The 17,765-nt window shown below is 62.6% G+C and carries 13 protein-coding genes; 4 read left to right on the plus strand and 9 right to left on the minus strand.

Features of this window, described 5'->3' with window-relative positions; all coding sequences use genetic code 11:
- Positions 1-259, plus strand: a 259-nt coding sequence (locus FOS14_RS00005; protein ID WP_143768172.1) for an integrase core domain-containing protein, incomplete at its 5' end; no start/stop codon positions are given.
- Between the two features lie 72 nt (positions 260-331).
- The gene (locus FOS14_RS00010; protein ID WP_143768174.1) at positions 332-724 is read left to right on the plus strand and encodes a DUF4234 domain-containing protein; all 393 of its coding nucleotides are present in this window, start codon (positions 332-334) and stop codon (positions 722-724) included.
- A 7-nt stretch (positions 725-731) separates the two neighbouring features.
- On the opposite strand, the gene FOS14_RS00015 is transcribed toward FOS14_RS00010, so the two are convergent.
- On the minus strand, positions 732-1,445 hold the full coding sequence (locus tag FOS14_RS00015; protein WP_143768176.1) for a maleylpyruvate isomerase family mycothiol-dependent enzyme: 714 nt from the start codon (positions 1,443-1,445) through the stop codon (positions 732-734).
- Between the two features lie 130 nt (positions 1,446-1,575).
- On the opposite strand from FOS14_RS00015, the gene FOS14_RS00020 reads away from it, so the two are divergent.
- Positions 1,576-2,784 carry a hypothetical protein gene (locus FOS14_RS00020; RefSeq protein ID WP_143768177.1) on the plus strand — a complete coding sequence of 403 codons (1,209 nt, stop codon included), beginning with the start codon at positions 1,576-1,578 and terminating at the stop codon, positions 2,782-2,784.
- On the opposite strand, the gene FOS14_RS00025 is transcribed toward FOS14_RS00020, so the two are convergent.
- The 5 genes from FOS14_RS00025 to FOS14_RS00045 all read right to left on the minus strand — a co-directional run bounded on the left by FOS14_RS00025 (position 2,770) and on the right by FOS14_RS00045 (position 11,960).
- Positions 2,770-5,919 carry an exodeoxyribonuclease V subunit beta gene (locus tag FOS14_RS00025; protein WP_143768179.1) on the minus strand — a complete coding sequence of 1,050 codons (3,150 nt, stop codon included), beginning with the start codon at positions 5,917-5,919 and terminating at the stop codon, positions 2,770-2,772. The two genes, FOS14_RS00020 and FOS14_RS00025, sit on opposite strands and share 15 nt — an antisense overlap.
- A complete protein-coding gene (locus FOS14_RS00030; protein ID WP_143768181.1) occupies positions 5,909-8,692 on the minus strand; it encodes a PD-(D/E)XK nuclease family protein in 2,784 nt (927 codons plus the stop codon). The genes FOS14_RS00025 and FOS14_RS00030 overlap by 11 nt, the downstream gene beginning before the upstream one ends.
- Entirely contained in the window at positions 8,689-10,362 is a 1,674-nt protein-coding gene (locus tag FOS14_RS00035; RefSeq protein ID WP_143768183.1) for a nuclease-related domain-containing DEAD/DEAH box helicase, read from the minus strand. Before FOS14_RS00035 ends, FOS14_RS00030 begins: the two co-directional genes overlap by 4 nt.
- A gap of 187 nt (positions 10,363-10,549) precedes the next feature.
- Positions 10,550-11,224, minus strand: coding sequence for a DUF6308 family protein (locus FOS14_RS00040; RefSeq protein WP_370512133.1), 675 nt, complete (start codon positions 11,222-11,224; stop codon positions 10,550-10,552).
- Positions 11,225-11,357: 133 nt separating this feature from the next.
- Positions 11,358-11,960: a DUF6642 family protein gene (locus FOS14_RS00045; protein WP_143768187.1), complete on the minus strand. Its 603-nt coding sequence runs from the start codon at positions 11,958-11,960 to the stop codon at positions 11,358-11,360.
- A 304-nt stretch (positions 11,961-12,264) separates the two neighbouring features.
- On the opposite strand from FOS14_RS00045, the gene FOS14_RS00050 reads away from it, so the two are divergent.
- Entirely contained in the window at positions 12,265-13,233 is a 969-nt protein-coding gene (locus tag FOS14_RS00050; protein WP_143768189.1) for a hypothetical protein, read from the plus strand.
- A 140-nt stretch (positions 13,234-13,373) separates the two neighbouring features.
- Here FOS14_RS00050 and FOS14_RS00055 read toward each other — a convergent pair whose 3' ends face one another.
- The 3 genes from FOS14_RS00055 to FOS14_RS00065 form a co-directional block, all read right to left on the minus strand.
- On the minus strand, positions 13,374-13,997 hold the full coding sequence (locus FOS14_RS00055; RefSeq protein WP_143768192.1) for a uracil-DNA glycosylase: 624 nt from the start codon (positions 13,995-13,997) through the stop codon (positions 13,374-13,376).
- A 10-nt stretch (positions 13,998-14,007) separates the two neighbouring features.
- Positions 14,008-16,125: a DUF262 domain-containing protein gene (locus tag FOS14_RS00060; RefSeq protein ID WP_255449932.1), complete on the minus strand. Its 2,118-nt coding sequence runs from the start codon at positions 16,123-16,125 to the stop codon at positions 14,008-14,010.
- Between the two features lie 201 nt (positions 16,126-16,326).
- On the minus strand, positions 16,327-17,613 hold the full coding sequence (locus FOS14_RS00065; RefSeq protein WP_143768194.1) for a hypothetical protein: 1,287 nt from the start codon (positions 17,611-17,613) through the stop codon (positions 16,327-16,329).
- Between the last annotated feature and the right edge of the window lie 152 nt (positions 17,614-17,765).

Here is a 17,765-nt window from a genome sequence, read left to right on the forward strand (position 1 = left end):
ACTGTCGCACAACGGTTTACACGGATCGATGGGACGTGTCGGTGCGTGCGGCGACAACGCCGCCATGGAATCGTTTTTCGCCCTTCTGCAACGCAACGTGCTCGACCGGCAGCGCTGGTCAACTCGAGCCGAACTTCGCCTGGCGATCGTGTCCTGGATCGAGCGGACCTACCACCGACGCCGTAGGCAACGCGCGCTGGGCAGGCTCACCCCGATAGAGTTCGAACTGCTCCACACAGCAGTCGCAACCGCGGCCTGAAATTCACACCCCGCGAGCCAACTGAACTCGGGGCAGTCCCAACTATTACCGCTGAGGAAGAGAGGCGGAGAGATGACGTATCAAACGCAGTTTGCTCAACCGCAGTTCGCCAATCCGATCAAGTACCGCAATCCCATACTCACCTGGTTCGTTTGGCCGTTGATCACGCTCGGCATTTACCACCTCGTTTGGTATTACAAGATCCACCGGGAGATGCGCGACAGGACCGGTGACCCGAACGCTCCGGTTGCCGGTCCGATGTTGGTCATGCTCTTTCTCGGCTGGACGTTCATCGCGCCGCTGATCAGCTATTACCGGACCGGGAACCGAATCAAGACCACGCAAGCCCAGGTAGGCGTCCAGCCGACTTGCAGTCCCATCATCGGCCTCCTGCTGTTCTTCGTATTCGGCCTGAGTGTTCTCTACTACCAAATCGAGCTGAACAAGATCGCCGCCCCGCACTGAGAGCAAGTCAGAACTTCGCGCGGGCCAAGAACCGTTGCAGCGCAGCCACATCGCCGTCGACGGCGACCTCGTCGGGCATCCGGCGACCCCATAGAAACAGCAGCAGATCAGACGCGGTGGCGGTGACCACGGCGTCGACCCGACCCGAAATCCGCGTCACCGCACCCTCACCCGCGCGCACGGTCCATTCGTCGCGACCATCGCTCGCACGCAGGCAAACCCTTTGCGCCGTACCGCCCAGGTCATGTGACAGTGCGGGTAGCACGTCGTCGATGAACTCGTCGATCCCGTCGACAGCAAGCATCCGGTCGATAGGATCGTTGCGCGCCACAGCGTTCGCGGCATCCCAGCCATGCACCGCGGTTTCCTGCGCCACTCTGCGGCGTATGAAACCCACATCCTTACGGCGCCCCCACGTCCACGCGGGAGCGTCGGGAGCGAGACCCTCCAGGACCTCGGCCGTGACATCCACACCATGACCAAACCACGCAACCAGGTCACCGTCAGACGGGCGGTCGGGCTCAGTCCAGGCGTCCGGACCGTCCAACTCTCCACGCGCCACCATCCGCCAGAACAGATGCACGATCCCGACGTGCCACACCAGGTCAGAGACGTTCCAACCGGGGCAGGATGGCACAACGCGGTCGAGGCTATCGACGGCAACGTTGATGATCCGGTGACCGTCGCGACGCACAGCGGCGATGTGGCCATCCGGGTCCATGGCAGGCCATGCTATCCCGCCGATTTCAGCGTCGACCGTTTTTGTCATACCCCCCAGATACCGTGATGGTTGCGGGTAGAGCCAGGGGGACGGCTCCCCGATCAGCTTCCATCAACAGTGAGGAGCCCCGATGACCAACGCGTTCGATTTCGACGCTTCCGTCGAGCAGGCCTGGGTCGCCTTCCGCGGTCGACTCGCCGATGACCTGGCCGAGTTGCAAAAGGGCGGTGATCTGGTCCTCGAACTGCCAGGCGATCAGTCAGGCGCCGTCCGCTTCAAGGTCACCGGCGCCAACCGGCTGCGGTGCGAAGTCTGGCCCGCCCATCCGCTGTCGCAGCGCCCGCTCGACGGCGCGGCACTCGACAGGCTCATCGAGCTCGGTTGGCGCCCTCGCCGGTCGGGACTCTACGTCTTGGAAGTCGGCCGACGGTGGGTCGACAAGATGGCAGCTGCCGCCGTCATCTTGATGCGCGAGCTCTGGAATGTTCCGCACCCCACGTTTATCGACGACGGGAAAATCGAGCCGCCGGCAGAGCCGTCGCTGCAGGTGACGACCGTTGCCGAGAACCGCGACCACCTGATGTCGTTGGTGCACAGCGCTCTTCAGGAGTTGGTGTGCGACCCACTCAACATCGACGAGGATGGCGACATTCGGTTCGACATCGGCGGCATACCGTCGTGGCTTCGGGTACGCGGCGACGAGCCGACCATCGAGTTCTTCGCCATGCTTTCGAACGACGCCACCGATCCGGCATGCGTGTGCCCGGTCATCATGGAGCACAGTCGGCAGTGGCCGGACGTCAAGCTATTACAAATAGGCGAAAGCGTGTACGCCGTCCTTCGCCTGGCGTCCGCCGTGTTCGCCGCGAAGAATCTGCAACTGGCACTCGAAGATTGGCTGTCGTTTATGGGCGGCGGCGCTCCGGCCATCGTCAAGGACCTCGCCGAGCGCCCAACCATCGCCGAGCTCGACGACCACGACGAAAACCCGGAAAAGCAGACCTCACTTCCGCCCGCGTTGAGCTGTCTGTTGCAGCTCGACCTGGAAGGCGGCAGTCTCAGCGCGCGCGAGGTCGCCACTATTTGTGAGCACAGCCGCGACGGCATTCTGGAATACATCCGGATCTGCTCCGAGCAAGAGCTGTCGTGGCTCCGATCGGCCGATGAAGCTGAGGGACTCGGCGACCACGAGGAGGCCGCGGCATGCCAGCACGAGGCACGGGCGTGGAAGCGAACCACGGCGAGCTTGCGTGCGGCGCTGCGGGTGGTCGTCCTACCTGAAAAGAAACATCGCGGTGCGAACACGAACGAGTCGAGGCGGGCGTCAAACGGCCGGTAAGGTCCTCTCCCGCACTACCGCACCGTCGACGCGACAGAACACCAGCACCAACCGACTCACCGTCTCCCCCGCAACTTGGCGGAGCAGGTCGGCGTAGACAGACAACTGGGTCCAGTACTCCGCGAGAGTCCCAGCCGACACTCCGACGTCGGTCTTGTAGTCGATGATCACGAGCGATCCGTCGTCCTCGCGATACACCAGGTCGGCGATCCCCTCCACGACCTGAGTACCGTCGGGCGACATGCCGGCCAACGGTATCTCCTGCCAATGCTCCCGCGCTGCAGCACGTTTGACCGGTTCGGACTCGAAAGCAGACCGAGCGAGCGCCACAAACCGGTCGACATCGGACAGCCCCGCAGACATCGCCGCATGCCGCGCGACGGCTTCGAAATCCGCACGCTTCAAGCCCTCTTCCAAGACCGCGTGCAATGCCGTCCCTAGATCGGTTCCGCTGTCAATCCCACCGACACCGGCTGGAACCACCTCATCGCCGACCGCCACCTCGTACTCCCCGCCACCGCCGTGCGCAATCCGCGTCGCCGAAACTGTCGCCGCCACCGACGACGCCGAGGACACCAGAGCCGTCTCGGCCTGCCATGCCTCCCAAGGCAGCAACTCGACACCGCTCGCAGCCGGATCTTCGACCGGCACCGGATCGATCAACTCCGGCGGCTGGTTCACCACGCCAACGAGCCCATCAGCCAACAACTTTCCCCAGCAATCGCGGGACGCCTGATACCCCGACACAGCGAGGAACGACTCTGCGCGGGTACACGCCACGTACAGCAGTCGGATCCGTTCGGCTTCGATGTGCTGCTTCTCCACATCGAAAACGTCTCGGTACGCCATCGACTTCACTGTCCGACACAGGTTTACGTGCATGGCACCCGTCTCATCCCAGAGCACCGGGTCAGCGGTATTGCGGAACCCACCGCTCATTCCAGCGAGAATCACCATAGGGAACTGCAGACCCTTCGCGGCGTGAATGGTCATGATTCGCACGGCGTTGACGCCAATTTCCGGCAGCACCGCCTCGGCGACGCGCGCGTTCTCGTCCTCCTGCGCGGACGCCCAGTCGAGGTAGTCGCGCAGGTCGCCGCGATCCTCCTGGTACCACGCGTGCGCCTGGTCGATGACAAACCGCAACCGCCGCCACACATCGCGGTGCCGCGGCGAGTCCATCGACACTTCGAAGACGCGACGATCGGTCGCCAATCGACTCAGCAGCGCACCCGGGTTCATCTCCCCCAGTTCCAACCAGAGCGACCGCAGATATGCCAGCGCCGCGGCGACCGCAGAGTCACCCAGCCCGGCGGGCGGTTCGGCGAAGATGGACCACTGACCGCCACCCGACTTCCAGCGCAGTAGGTCATCGTCGCCGCATCCGAACAGCGGCGTCCGCAGGCTGGCAACGAGCACGCCCTCGTCAGCCGTATTGGCCAGTGCCCGACAGGTAACCAGCAGGTCGTGGACCTCCTGGGTCGAATACACCAGCGATGAAGCCTCGGAACGAAATTCGATCCGGGCGGCGTCCAACGCCTTCTCCAGAAACGGCAGGACCGCACGGGACGGAATCAGAATGCAAATGTCACTCAGCTTCATCGGTACGTGGTCGAACGAGGGCGTCTCCTTGCGCCAACCACGCTTCAGCGCCGTCGCGATGACCTTTGCGACATCGCGCGCCTCGCGGGCCCGCAGCGCTTCCGCGGGCGTCAACGAATCCTCGTCCGCAACGGGCTCGTCGTCGCAGAACACGAACGGTCCAGGACCCCAGTCTTGTCCGTCCCAATCAGGCCTGCCCGGGTCTGGATCGAGCGGGGTGTATTCCGGCTGAATGTGCCGCTGCGGCTGCACTAGAGCACCGAAAACTTCGTTCACCCAGTCGATGACCGGACGGGTAGAGCGAAAGTTCGTGGTCAGGTTGACGATATCGGCGGCGTCGGCGCGTTCCCGCGCTGCCATGTACGACGCGATGTCCGCGCGACGGAAGCGGTATATCGACTGCTTCGGATCACCGACCGTGAACAATCGGCCCGCAACATCCGCCACGATCATCCGGGCGATCTCGAGTTGCAGCGGATCGGTGTCCTGAAATTCATCGAGCATGATCCGCTGATACGAATCATGCACGGCCGCAGCGACATGTGGATCTTGCAGTGCGTCGCGAGCGCACACCAACAGATCGTGAAATTCGAGCTCGCCGCTGTGGCGTCGCTCCCGCGCTTCGGCCACGATTACGCGAGACATGTGGTGCACCACGATCATCAGCGCCGAGGCGACGTATTCGTCGCGAACCTCGCACGCCAGCAGCTTCAGCTTCTTGATCGACTCCTTGATTTCTTGGACCCGCCCGGAGCCGCCCGTCCAGGACGCTGCCTTGCCGCCGCTACCAGGTCCAGGGCACTCCTCGACGAGGCTCAACCACACGTCCGACGCGGTGGCGTCGACGAAGTTCCGATGCCAGTCCCGAACCTTGTCGAGCTGGTCCACGAGCTTGTCCGCGTGATCCAGGCAGTCCTCACGCGCCTGCGCGATCGCTGCGGCCGCGGCGCTAACCTCATTGAAGCGTGCGCGCACCAGCGTCGGCGGTTCACAACCCACGTCGAGGCGGTCCCAATGCCGGTCCAGCGCATCGGCAAGGCCGCGCACCTGCTCCAGCGATGCACCCGCAGCCACCACGATCCGCATGGCCTCGCCCAGTCCGGTCGGCGCGGTCGCCGCATCGGAGAAAAGCTCGGTGCGGATCCGCCGCCACCGCCGCTCGAACGACAGTTGCGACCCCATCGCATCGACCACCGAAATACGCGGCGGCACACCCGCTTCCAGTGGATGCTCGCTGATTATCCGTGCCGCGAAGGCATGCAGCGTGCCGATCGCCGCAGTGTCGACCTGCGCCAGCACCGCCGGACCGGCATCAGCCAGGGCTGCACGGACGCGTTCCCGCAATTCCGCGGCGGCCTTCTCGGTGAACGTGATTGCCGCAATCTGGTCGAGCTCGACACCGTCGTGCAGAACGAGGTGGCGAATGCGCTCGACCAGCGAATGGGTCTTCCCGCTGCCTGCACCCGCTTCGACGAAAAGCGAGGTCGCCGAGTCGGTTCTGATCCGGTCACGACTCTCGGCATCAGTCAGCATGGGCACCCCCGTTCCGGGTGGCGACGAGGTCGGCAAGCTCGGGCACATGCTCCAGCGCGCCCCAGGCCCGCTCGAGTCCTGGGCGGCCGATCAGGCCGAGCAGGTCGTCAGGCCACTCGTTGTCCGGCGGCATCGGCGGGAAGTAGCCGGCGTTGATCATCCGGTGCACGATGGTGACGTCCTTGCGCAGCACATCGATCACCGCGTCGGTGACGGTGTAACCGACGATTTCCCACTTCGCTTTCGAGCTGATGAACCAGTAGCGCGCCTCGACCTGGGCGCCGCCGAGGGATCGCGCGAAGAGCCCATAGACGGGCAATTGCAGTTTGCGGCCGCTCCCGGTGGGGTTCGCCAAGGTTTGATCCTTGTAAGAGTTGGCTTTTCCGGTCTTGTAATCGGTGACGCGGATTCTGCCGTCATGGTGGCGGTCGATTCGGTCGACCTTGCCGGTGAACCGCACAGCCGTGTCTCCGAGGTCGATTTCGACGTCGTCGAATCCTCGCTCGGCGCTATCGGGACTCCAGCCGTCGTCGTGATCATCGTTGTCACACGCGAACCATTCGACGAGGTCGCGCCTGATTATCTCGCTGTCCTTCTCCCACAACTGGGGCAGCCAACCGGGCGCGGCGAGTCGTGCGCTGCGCAGGACGTCGTCGGCGTGTTCGAGCAGTCGGCTTAGCGAGCGACGCTGCCCGCCAATGCATTCGATCACGAACAACTCGAGGATTTTGTGGACCAAGTTTCCGCGGGTGAGCGCATCGACCGCGGTCGCGGTGTCCGGATCGGGCAGACAGTCGGCACGCAGGATGCGACGAACGAAGAACAGGTAGGGACAGGTCAGCCACTCTTCGAGCCTGGTGGGCGACACCGGGCTGGTGAAGAAGGTGATCAAATCTTCTGCGTCGGAAACGTTGCCGTTGAATCGGGTGAACCTGCCGTTGAGCCGGTCGCTGCGCAGGCGCATTCCAAGGCGAATGATTGCGTCATCAAGACGTCCCTGACGCTTGTCGGCCGATAGCTGCGCGAGGGCCCGCATACGCCATTCGGTTCCGGTGGCCGGCGTTATTCCGAGCCGGAGATCCGGCTTTTGCACTGCCGCATCGAATGATTCGACAGCCACGATCGTGTCGGCCGCTTGGGTGTCCTGGTGCCAGGACGTGATGCCGACCGGTCGTCCCGCCAAGCGTTCCAGCGTTGGCATCACCCAGCGCGACGGAACCTTCTCGGCGCCGCCACGCAGACTGCCGCGCGGGAAGGCCAGCACTCGTTCACGGCCGCTACCCAGGGTGAGCTGGAGCCGACGGTGCTGAAGTCGAATGTCGTCGGCCAATGCCCACCCTGTCAATCGACCGGGAAGTAAGGGGTCTTCGCGGTGCGGCGCGGGAACAATGCCTTCCGCTGCACCGAGGATGATGCTGACGTCGAGGTCGCGTCCGACTCCAGCACTGATGGGCCCGAACGATATTCCGGCGCCGAAGGTTCCCACCGACCCACTGCTCGCTTCGATTCGCACGGTCATGGCCTCGCTGATCGCGCGGATGGTCGGGTCGGGTGCCACTCCGTCCATGTGCGTTAGCTCGGATGCCATTCGGCGCAAGGTCGTGACATCAGGTCGCTCAACGAAATACCGGTCAATGATCGCAACGAGGCGCTCGGATGCTTCGGCCCAGTCCGAAACGGCACCGAGTCCACGGAGGTCCTTCGCGAGTGTTCGCACGAAGTCATGCAGACCCTGCGCCGTCGGGTAAGAGGCGTGCTCGGTTGGGATCTCGTCGAGCAGAAGCCAATCCGAGCCGCCGACGATGGGACATTCTCGGCGGGTGAGACGCTCGATCTTGTGCTGAGACAGCTTGTTACCGCTGCTGTCGGCGCACCGGACCGACCGTTCCGCGAGAATCGCCAACAATTCCCGTCGCGGCATCTGCTCTGGGTCGAGCGCCAGCAGACGCAGCAATGACCTGGCCGCGGGCCGGTCGATGAGTGAATGAGTTTGGGGACCCGCAATTTCGAACCCGGCGTTGGCAAAGTGCTCGTGGATGAGGTGCAGGTAGGGGTCTTCGCCGCCGTAGAAAACCCCGATGCGATGTCCGGGGACACCACTGGCCAGGTGGGAACGGATGAGGCGAACAATGGCACGGACCTCGTCGTCGGCGTCCGAGGCGTGCACAACTATGGTGCCGGTGGCATCATCTGTGACGTCGACGGTTTCACCGGCGCGCTGCAGCGCTGAAAGGAATTGTGATTCGGCGTCATTGGCCGGGACGGGCTGGAAAACGATGACTGAGCCCAGTTTTCCGATGCGGCTCGTCGCGGCCGCGTACGCCTCATGGGCGAGGAAGTAGCGCGAACGCTGGGAGTCGACGACTGCCTGGTGAACTCGCAGCATGTCGGCAACCAACGGCGTCGGGTCGGACATCGCGGGATGAGCAAGTGAACACAAGGCGAGCGAGGCACCGGCCAGTGCTCGCGAGGTGATCGACTGGTCGGCGACGTCGACAAACTCTCCTGGCTCGTCGGCCAGAATGCGTTGGACGGCGGCCTCGAGCAGTGGGTACGGCAGCGCGGTTCGCGGCGCCAATGCCGGTGCGGCCAGATAGTCGACGGCTTGCGCGACGGTGAGTACTCGGGTGTTGGCGACGCCGTCGCGGCGCGCGAGGTAGCGCAGCACGTCCCGGGCGGCGCCGAAGCTGGGCACGATGACGGTGACCAACGACAGCGGTTTGCCGTCCTTGGCGCGGACGACGGCGTCGGCCAAACGTTCGTAGGCCGTCATGCGTCGGTCTCCGAAAGACCAAGCCGGCGGGATAGTTCCGGTCCCCCAACCGCACGGATGAAGTCTGGGTCGCCGCAGACGACCAGTCGGTCGCGCGCGCGGGACAGACCGACGTAGAGCCGTTCGCGGGAACGCTCGTGCGGCGCAGTCTCGTTGACGGCGACGACCACCGCTCGGCGCTCCAATCCCTTGAAGCCGAGCACATGCCCGTAGAAGACCTGGTCGGTATCCCAAAAACTGGACCAGTACGCCTGGTGGCCGTCTTGCTGGCGAGCGACCTGCTCGGGATGTCGACTACCGGTGGTCAAGAGTGCGACATCCTCAGGGCGCCAGCCTTCTTCGAGGAGTGCCTCGACCTGGTCATCGGCGGCGTTCAGCGCGTCGGATGTGGCAACGAAGGTGACCTCCGGTCCGTCGCCGCCGAGCAGACGCATGCGCTGGCCGACGAGCGGAGTGAATGCGTTGGCGATCTGGCGAGTGTTGCGCAGATTGGTATCGAGCGCGAGTGGTACCAGCGGGATGGGCGGCGTTCCGTGGCGGTCGAATACGCGCTGACCCTCGTCGCTGAAAACGTAGATGCCGCCCGTGTTCTCGTCGACGAGCGCGGTCAGTACCGGCTCCCACCAGTCGTCGGCGAAGTCCTGTGCCTCGTCCACGACGATCGAATCGAAACGCTGACCGGTAGGCAGTGCGGCCGCCAGCTCGGCCATTTGGTGCGGCAGATCGTGCTCCCAGAACTTGATGGTGTCGGCGGTGCGCAGCGCTTCGTCGGGGCTCTTGTCGGCGCCCCACTTGACGCCGAGGGTGTGGAATTCGCCGACGTAGGCCGGTCGTTCCTTGCGCGGCCAGCCTGCGGTGAGGCGAGACAGGTAGGACGCGAGGCCGTGCGAGTAGCAGATGAGCGCGACGCGTTGCCCGGCTTTGGCGAGCCGGCGGGCCTGCTCCGTGGCGAGGAAAGTCTTGCCGCTGCCGGCGCCACCGCGGACCTCGACGCGCTGCAGAAGTTTGATCGCGTCGAGAATGACCGCCTGCTGTTGGGTGAGCGCATCGGCGGCGTTCTCGTTTTCCAGCGCGCGGGCCACGACGTCGCGCTGCGGCAGACCCCGACCGCCGAGGACGGTTCGCAGCTGGTCGATTCCTGTTGCGTCGAGAAGTGGCCGGTTCAGCTGCTGATCAGTGAGGACCGAGCGCAGCAGTTTGGCGATGTGCGGGAGCTGGGTGCGGTCGATGACCTTCCAGCGGGGGCATTCGGGAAGCGCAAAATCGTCCGAGATTTCGGTGTTGGGCAGTACCACCACGTGGTCCCAACGGATGCGGCCCTTTGTCCAGCGCGGGTCGGCCTCGACGAAGCTCCTTAGCGCATAGCAGCATTCGCGGGCCTGGCGAACCGGGTCGATGACGACCTGTCTCCCCCGGCGGGTTTGGCACCAGGTGTTGCCGTCATGCCAAACCTCGCCACCCTTGACCTCGACGCAGACGATGCCCGCGCCCTCGATGGCGACGACGAAATCGGCCTCGTGGTCCTTGAGATGATCGGTCACGCGTTGGCCGGCGACGACGAAGTCATGGGCGGTCAGTTGGGTGGACAGCGCCTGCCACACCTGCTTCTCCGCCGCGCTACCGAATCGGGCGTTCGGTGGGTGCAGGGTGGGGGTGGGACGGGGAGGCATACAAAGTGTTTAGCAGGGGGAAGGGGGTGGTGTCCGGGAAGTCGGGTTCGGTGCGCCTGTTGCGTTGCGCTTATGTGTATCTGCTGGTGGCGATTTCCGCAGGTAGACGCGTCTCTTCAGTTGCGCAGGTAGCTGTCTCGGAGGTTTACGGGAATTCCGTCGGGCGACAACGCAGAGAGCGGGCGAGTCAGACGTTCGCGCCTTTCTGCTTGCCCGTCATCCATAACAAGATGTCCAACAGCCGGAGAGTCGAAATATCGTTGAGTTCCGGTGGCGCCGCGTTGCGTACCCAGTGAGCCAATGCGCGATCGTCTGCACGCAGCTGGTCGCGGAGCCAATGCCAGCTGCCCTTGTGCGGTTGGCCCGTCACCCCGATAACGACCGAGTCCCACACCGGTAGCAGGTGGGGTCGCTTGCGAGCGAGGAGCTTGCTTGTAGTTGTCTGTCCCAACCCGGCGCCTTTCCGTGCGGAGCGGCCGCGGAAACGCAGGAGCTTCCAAAGCTGCGCTGCCGCTGAGTCGGGACCGATGAGCGCGTCGTCGGCGTCGGCAAGTTCGACGCCCATCGGAATCTCGGCAAACAGTTGTGAGCACTCGTCCCGGTCACGACCCAGCAGTCGGATTGCTGCCTGAGCAGGAACGTTCACGCTGAGCATGCTTACCGCGACGAAATCGGAGGTCGTGAACTCGTTCGGACACTTGCGGTCATCTTCTAGGCGCTCGAAGACGGACCCGGTAAAGAGCGGAGCGCCTTGCGAGTCTTTGCTGAAGTAGCTTTCGAAAAGAGAACATGCTTCGTCAGTACGGCGGTTAGCGATCATTGGGGGCATAGCTCGCGACTTAGGCACCCGACCAAATGTCATACTGCCTCATCTCATTCGTTTATCTTCGGACAGCGAAGTGATACCTGGTATTCGCGCGCGTGGACCGCAAAATCGCGACCCGCAATTGCCGTCGTCCTATCGCGAAAGAACTGCACGACTAGGGAGTCGAAGGTCAGCTAGCCGCCGCAGCGACAGCGATGGAACGCTCGGAAGCCCAATTGGCGTGCGCCATACGAAAGCCGAGTTTCGTTGTCAACTCGGGATATTCCTTCCGTAACCCCGTGTACGCGGCCTTCATGTTCCTGTAGGACACAAGTGCGGAAACAAGGAGCAGTTCGAAAGCAGCCGCTTCCACCCATCCCACCATTCGGGTGTAGCCAGCAATCGCTCTGGCGCCGGTGCGGCGACAGAAGCCGGTGAGGACGTCATCCTCAGCGGCTAGCACTTCGCAAGAGGCAAAGTAGAAGACTTTGCCCGTCCCGCGTCCATCAACAAGGTCTGCGAACTCGTCAAGACTCACTCCAACATCGCCAATGTAGAAGGACTCAGCCGAGCCATGAAAACCCAAATAAATTAGGTCAAAGCCCTTCAGCTCCTTCCCGCCTAGCCACCTATCCACATAGTGGTCGAGCTCAGCGCGGGTCCCGACGTCCCGGTGCACGAGACGAATCGTGTGGTTGTTTTCCAACAATCGCAGCGCCGTCTCGATACTGAGACGACTCTCTAGAGATTGGTCCCAATCTCCCTCCAAACACAGAACGCCGGGACCTTTCATCAGTATCCCCTTTCCATTTGAAGATGGACTTGGCGTAGAGCGTTGAGCTCCGACTGCCCCCCAACCAACTTCAACGTCGAGCCACCGTCTAGAACCCCCGTCGTTGAGTACGACCTACCCAAGAGTGCGCCCGGGAAAACGACAGGGCTCGGGATGCACGCGAAGTCACACAGTGCCGCAGACGCGATCATTCGTTGTCGCGTGCTCGGAGGAACCTTGCAGGGAAAGTTTGTCGGTCCGTTCAGCTAACGTCATCGAACAGCTTGGGGATCGACCGTACGCGGACATCGACAGGAGGACGAAGATGCCGAATCCATTCGAAGATTCCGCGGTCGCGTGGATCGAAATGCGGCGCAACCTCGCCGACTACATCGACGGCATGCGCGACGGTGATGTGCTGCTGATCGAATACCGCCGAACCCGGTCGCCAGGCGGCGATTCCGCCTGTATTCAGTTCTACGCGTGGGGCGATGGGCTGATCCGATGCGAGGTGCCCTCGAACCGGTTCTTGAGTAAGGGGTTTCATACCGACGCAAGCGAACTGGTATCCCGCGGCTGGAACGCCCCTAATACAGGCCGGAACGGATCGGCATCGTTCTACCTCGACCGCGGCCGTGGGCATTGCGATGAGCTGGCATCGAAAGCCGTTGCGTTACTACAGGAGCTGTGGGGAATACCGCACCCGGCACTGCTGGAGAGCGTGGTGCATGGGAGGCCCGAGACTGCGCCTTTTACGATCCGTCCGGCCGTCTCGTTTCCAGAATTGGAGATGAGTACGGCGGTGCGGCCGATCAGCGCGGCGCATCTGCGGCTGCTCGTCGAGGCAACGCTGGCGTCGGCTTTCGCCGATGCGGCAGAGCGCGATTCACATGGCGATGTGACAGTCGAACTTGGCGACGAATGGATCGACGTTTCCGTCGTTCTCCACGAACCCGTTGTCGAAGTCTGGGGCTTTATAGCGCGTCGCGTGCTGGATCGCGATGCGGCGATCGTGGAACTTGCAGAATGGAACCTCGAGAACATAGCCGTGGATGTGGAAGCCGAGGGCATCTATACGACGCTGCGGGTGGACGCGGATCCGTTTGTGCCGCGGCATCTTGTTAGTGCGGTGCATGAAATGGCGGACGTGCTGGGGACACTCGATCTCGGGTTGCCGGATCCGATTACGAAGCGACCCGTGCGGAAAGCGCAGAACAGAACCTCGAGACCGTTACGAGCTATGCAGATGCAGCTGTTCGCGCCGCCAGCGGAGCCGACGCTGTTCGACATTTGACACAAGCATATGGCGCCTAACGCCCCCGAGTCTTAGTCGGAGTCAGCACCGTTGACCCGCGGGATGAGTTTTTGTTCCTGAGTTTCCCCACTTTTGTATTCGAACATCCATATTCCGATGTCAAAGCGCCTTCCTGCAGGTCATCCGAACCGCCGCTTCATCTCACGGATAGCACCTTCAAATCGATCTCGACCTCCAGGCTGGTTGAGGCCTCGGTTGCCGCAATGCGGAATCTTCTGGCCCCCGAAGTCAAACAAATTCGCGCGCTGAATCGACGCACGACGCCAGCCGTCGCGCGCTGCATTTCCGAGGGGCAGTACCACGATCAGGTTCGGCAACATCTCGACAACCCGACGTGTCCATCGAGCACCTTCGGCCCGCTCGGCAGCGGACGAGCCGCCGTTCTTCGTGCCGGCAATCGGGAACGGGCAGACATTCCAATGGACCACATCGGACCAATCGATTTGGTACTTGGCGTAGGCCTCCCGGCAATTCTTTGCTGTCCAGTCGTTGTTCTCGAGACTCAATAGACCTGAGCCCGTACCCGCCTCAGCCTGCGAACTTGGGTTGTCTAGCAAGACAAGTGCTCGGGCGTGAATTCCTCCAACATCAGGATCGACGTACGGTACATGTCCGCGCGGCAGTCCGTAGGTATCCGCGATTTCGTCGGCAAGGTCGTTGAGCGGAGACACATGTGGCTCACGGATCCGCGCCATGCGGGCCGTCAAGACCGTCGGTATTGCGTTCTGACCAAGAATCGGCATCGCCCTTCCTTTACTTTCGTCGTTCGATGGAGGGTAGAGGGCCTATCTCGCCGTCGGCCGGTACCGAGTTCTGGAACTCCGTGCGGACATCCCGCAGTCGTCGACCATCGGTCACTGCCCAGAAATACCAACCGTTCGTGGCGTTCTTGCGCAAGGCGCAGCCGGCTGCGGACGGAGACGTATAACGCTTGCCGTCGAACTCGATGGCACCGTCGGCGGTCAAGGTGGCCTCCTTGCCCTTGAAGTCTCGGTGGGTGGCCACGAGTTTGTCGCCTGCGGCGAGAAGTCCAGCTTCGATCAGGTGTTTCAACTCAACCCAGTCGCCTGCCTTGGTCTGCGGGTCAACGACCTTTCCGTAATGTCCCTCGGGGACTGGCCAAATCTCGAGGAGCTTATCGATCAGCTCGGTTGTCCGCTCGTCGATCAGCTCCTCATTCCACGCGCGTTGCTCGGTGCGCTTGATGACCCGCCCAGTGACGGTGATCGTGTTGTGGTCCAACAACGCAGCGCGTTTTGCCGACCACGGCCCGTTGGAAACCTTGGCGTTGAGCGACTTCGTCAGCAGCGTCAAGTTACCGAGACGGTGGACGCGCGCCTGCCGGGCTTCAGCCTCATCGGGAGTCTCCACGGGCCAGGTGTCCTTCCAATTCCGTGGCAGCAGGTGTTCGATCGGGTAGCCGTTGCGCTCGATCTGCGGTTGCCTTGTCTCGGCGCGATAGTGATCCTCGATCGCTTCCAAGAACATCCGCAGCCGCCCACGCGGGAACCGTGAGTAGGCGGCCTCGGTGGCCAACGTAAGCCGAATCTCCTCGTCTCCTGGCCAGTAGGTGCTGGTGACATTCAACCGCGCAAGGTGACGGGTGACTCGTTCCACCAACTCACCGGCAGGTGCGGCGGAGTTAGCAGCGATGAGGTCGGCAACGATTCGGCCGAGGTCGCTGCCGGACAGGCGGAGAAGCTGGCGGCGTACCACCCAGCTCTCGGCCGCTCGAATGATCCTTGCATTGGACTCCTGTGGAAGGTTCCTGCCTGGCTCATGCAGCCAGATGAGCATGGGTTTGAGGACTTCAACCCCGCTTGCCTGCATCCGGTACACGCACATCTCAGCTGCATCGAGACTTCCGCCGCGCCGGGCAGCGGCCTCGGTCCAAGCTTCGTAGAGTCGAGCCTGCTGTTTGATGATGGGCAGCAGGTCGGTCATCTTGCGACCGGACTCCAGCACGACGTAGGACTTGAAGCGGTTGAACGTTGCCTGCGGGCTGACTTCCTCTCCCGTACGCGCTATCAGCCACTGGTTCAGGAACAGCGAGCTTCGACTGACGTAGTTGCGTCCCACGCTCACTTGATGGTTCCAGAACTTGGTTTCGAACGGCCAGTCCTCACGGTAGGCCTTCGCCGTGTCGCCGCCCTCTGCCTCGAGGCGTTGAAACACGAAGTTGCGCACCAGGTCAGCAGCGGTGAGCGGTGTGCCGCGTGCGTTGAGGGTCTCGAAGATCTCCTGGGAATTCTCCGCTGCATCCAACTCGATGGTGATCAGCTGAAGCCCGTCGAGAAGGACGCTAGTGAGGTGGTCCGCCTTGATGGCGTACTCCTGCGACTCCGGCGCACCCAGCCACTGCTCGACCACCATAGAGAAGTAGGCGTGCGCTGCGGCGATCTGCGAGTCGGAGTGAGTCAAGTCGGCGTGGTCGACCGGCGGCTCGGCAGACATCACCTCGTCGAACGCATCCCGGTCCTGGTTGAGATGGCGAACCTTCAGTCGGCTCTCACCAACTTCGACATAGATTTCGTCGTTGTGCGTAAGGCGTTCGAGCCGACCGGACAGTCGCGCATGGCCCGACTCCGTGAGGAGAGCACACGTTGCGTCGGCCAGGATTTGCAAAGTCGTCAGACGCTGCTGGCCGTCAATCACGTTCCAGGTCGTGAGCCGCTTGCTCTGCGCCTCATGAGACTGAAGAACCACTGCGCCGAGGAAGTGCGTAGCGTTCAAGCGCGGTTCGGCGATTCGCAACTCAGTGATGCCGCGAATGTCCTTCCAGAGCGGTTCCCACTGTTCAACTTCCTTCCAAACATAAGGGCGCTGGAACAGTGGGATCACGAAGTGCTGCGGGAGGTTGAACAGCTGCAAAGGTGTCCGCTTGAAGGTTTCACGCCCCGATCCTTGCGTATCCGACCGACAGAATCGGGCGGTGTCGCCTGCCGGCCTGATGCGACCGGAGTTTTGCCGGAAGTAGGGGCCAGTTAGTTCCGTTCGAACCACCGCACAGAACCGTGCATTTCGAAGTGAGCATTCTGGTTGGAGGCGGGTCCGCTGACAGGACTAGGCCGATCAGCCCGCAGTCTCGCCGCGAACTGATGGATCGGGATTCTGTTCCGCCGACGGCTCCTCGTGAGAACTGCCGTCAGTGTCCGAGTTTGGCTCAACAAATCGAGCCAGGCCGGCGATGCCTCGCGCCGCCTGTTGCCGACTTGATTTCGTGATCGCGCGTGTGCGTTCCCGCGCGACCGCATAAGCGTCCTTGAGGCGCGCATTCTCTGTGTTGCTCCATGACTCAATCTGGAGCGCTCGGGCTTCCACAAAATGGTCGAGGGCCTCGGTCAAGGGCACACGGTACCTATCGAACGCCCTTCCGGAGAACACGCGGTGTACTTCAGAAATCCGAAGAGCTGCATGTCGGTCAAGTAACCGCCTGAGAGTCTCCGCGAGCTCTCGGTCAGCCTCAGCGTGCTCCTTCAGCGTTGAGCGCGCGCTGTCGACGGCCTGGTGAAGGTACTGCGGTTCAGTAGATCGGATACGCTCCAGACGAAGTCGTTGCCAAATGTAGAGCGACTGCTGTGCAATGAGCAGCAGACTGAGCGTCTCTCTGAGCCTGCCCTTCTTTACAGCCGCCTTGAGTTGCTCCGCGCGCTCGTCCGCGGTGTCTTGTGGGTTGAGCTGCGTAACGACTTGCATTGCGTGAAAACGAAGTCTCTCCACACCGACTTCAAGATCGGCACCGAGCGAAGCAATACTCGACCAATCTGTGTCAGTCAGAACGTTGCCGTCCGAAACGTCCTTCAACCTCCGCTGCAGAATTCGTCGGTGACCATAGACGTCGCCGAGACGTTGGGCAGACGCGAGTCGTAGGACGTCGTCGACTTTGTCTTCGATTTGGTCAAGCCGGGCCTCGATCAGCTGCGTCTGCTGGGCCAAAGCTGCCTCGACCGCCAGCATCGCCACCGCGAATGGGCCGCCTGCCACCGACTGCGGGAGAATTTGCGGATTCGACAGTATTCGCCCACTCGAAGCGCTGCGTGTCGTTGCGTGGTACGTGACGACCGTACCTGGCGCTGGCCGTGGACTATTTTCACTCCATAGCCCGTCCCCTGCGAGGTATCGCGAAATCGGCCGCGCCCGGCGAAGCGCGGACGAGCCAATCCCCTGTGCCGCAATTCCGATTCGCTGATCAGGTACAACGAGAGCGGCGCCCGGTTGAATTATCGCCCACTTCTTCTCGAACTCCTCTATGACAGTCTCGTCGCCGATTAAGAGCGCACCGAATTCATCAGCCACCACCGCTAACTCACGCTCTTGAGTTATGGATTCTGACGGCTCCGAAATGTCTTGTGAACGCATCACGGTCCTCCCTCTGCAGCGCGACGCTCGCCACGATCACCATACGTCGATCTGAAGGACGCGCCTTGAACCACCATCGTTGGCAGCCGAGCGTCGGCACAGGTTCGACCAGGGCGCGCGTGGCCCCGGGTGGCAGAAAACGCGGCGGGTCG

The sequence above is a fragment of the Skermania sp. ID1734 genome (genome assembly GCF_007489285.1).
In the GTDB taxonomy this organism is placed as follows: Bacteria; Actinomycetota; Actinomycetes; order Mycobacteriales; family Mycobacteriaceae; genus ID1734.

What these genes read in the sequence shown, in the direction of transcription:
- FOS14_RS00055 (WP_143768192.1), bottom strand. Translation starts at nt 13,997, where the DNA reads ATGCCGATTCTTGGTCAGAACGCAATACCGACGGTCTTGACGGCCCGC.
- FOS14_RS00025 (WP_143768179.1), bottom strand. Translation starts at nt 5,919, where the DNA reads ATGCTGACTGATGCCGAGAGTCGTGACCGGATCAGAACCGACTCGGCG.
- FOS14_RS00035 (WP_143768183.1), bottom strand. Translation starts at nt 10,362, where the DNA reads ATGCCTCCCCGTCCCACCCCCACCCTGCACCCACCGAACGCCCGATTC.
- FOS14_RS00065 (WP_143768194.1), bottom strand. Translation starts at nt 17,613, where the DNA reads ATGCGTTCACAAGACATTTCGGAGCCGTCAGAATCCATAACTCAAGAG.
- FOS14_RS00050 (WP_143768189.1), top strand. Translation starts at nt 12,265, where the DNA reads ATGCCGAATCCATTCGAAGATTCCGCGGTCGCGTGGATCGAAATGCGG.
- FOS14_RS00010 (WP_143768174.1), top strand. Translation starts at nt 332, where the DNA reads ATGACGTATCAAACGCAGTTTGCTCAACCGCAGTTCGCCAATCCGATC.
- FOS14_RS00020 (WP_143768177.1), top strand. Translation starts at nt 1,576, where the DNA reads ATGACCAACGCGTTCGATTTCGACGCTTCCGTCGAGCAGGCCTGGGTC.
- FOS14_RS00015 (WP_143768176.1), bottom strand. Translation starts at nt 1,445, where the DNA reads ATGGACCCGGATGGCCACATCGCCGCTGTGCGTCGCGACGGTCACCGG.
- FOS14_RS00045 (WP_143768187.1), bottom strand. Translation starts at nt 11,960, where the DNA reads ATGAAAGGTCCCGGCGTTCTGTGTTTGGAGGGAGATTGGGACCAATCT.
- FOS14_RS00040 (WP_370512133.1), bottom strand. Translation starts at nt 11,224, where the DNA reads ATGACATTTGGTCGGGTGCCTAAGTCGCGAGCTATGCCCCCAATGATC.
- FOS14_RS00030 (WP_143768181.1), bottom strand. Translation starts at nt 8,692, where the DNA reads ATGACGGCCTACGAACGTTTGGCCGACGCCGTCGTCCGCGCCAAGGAC.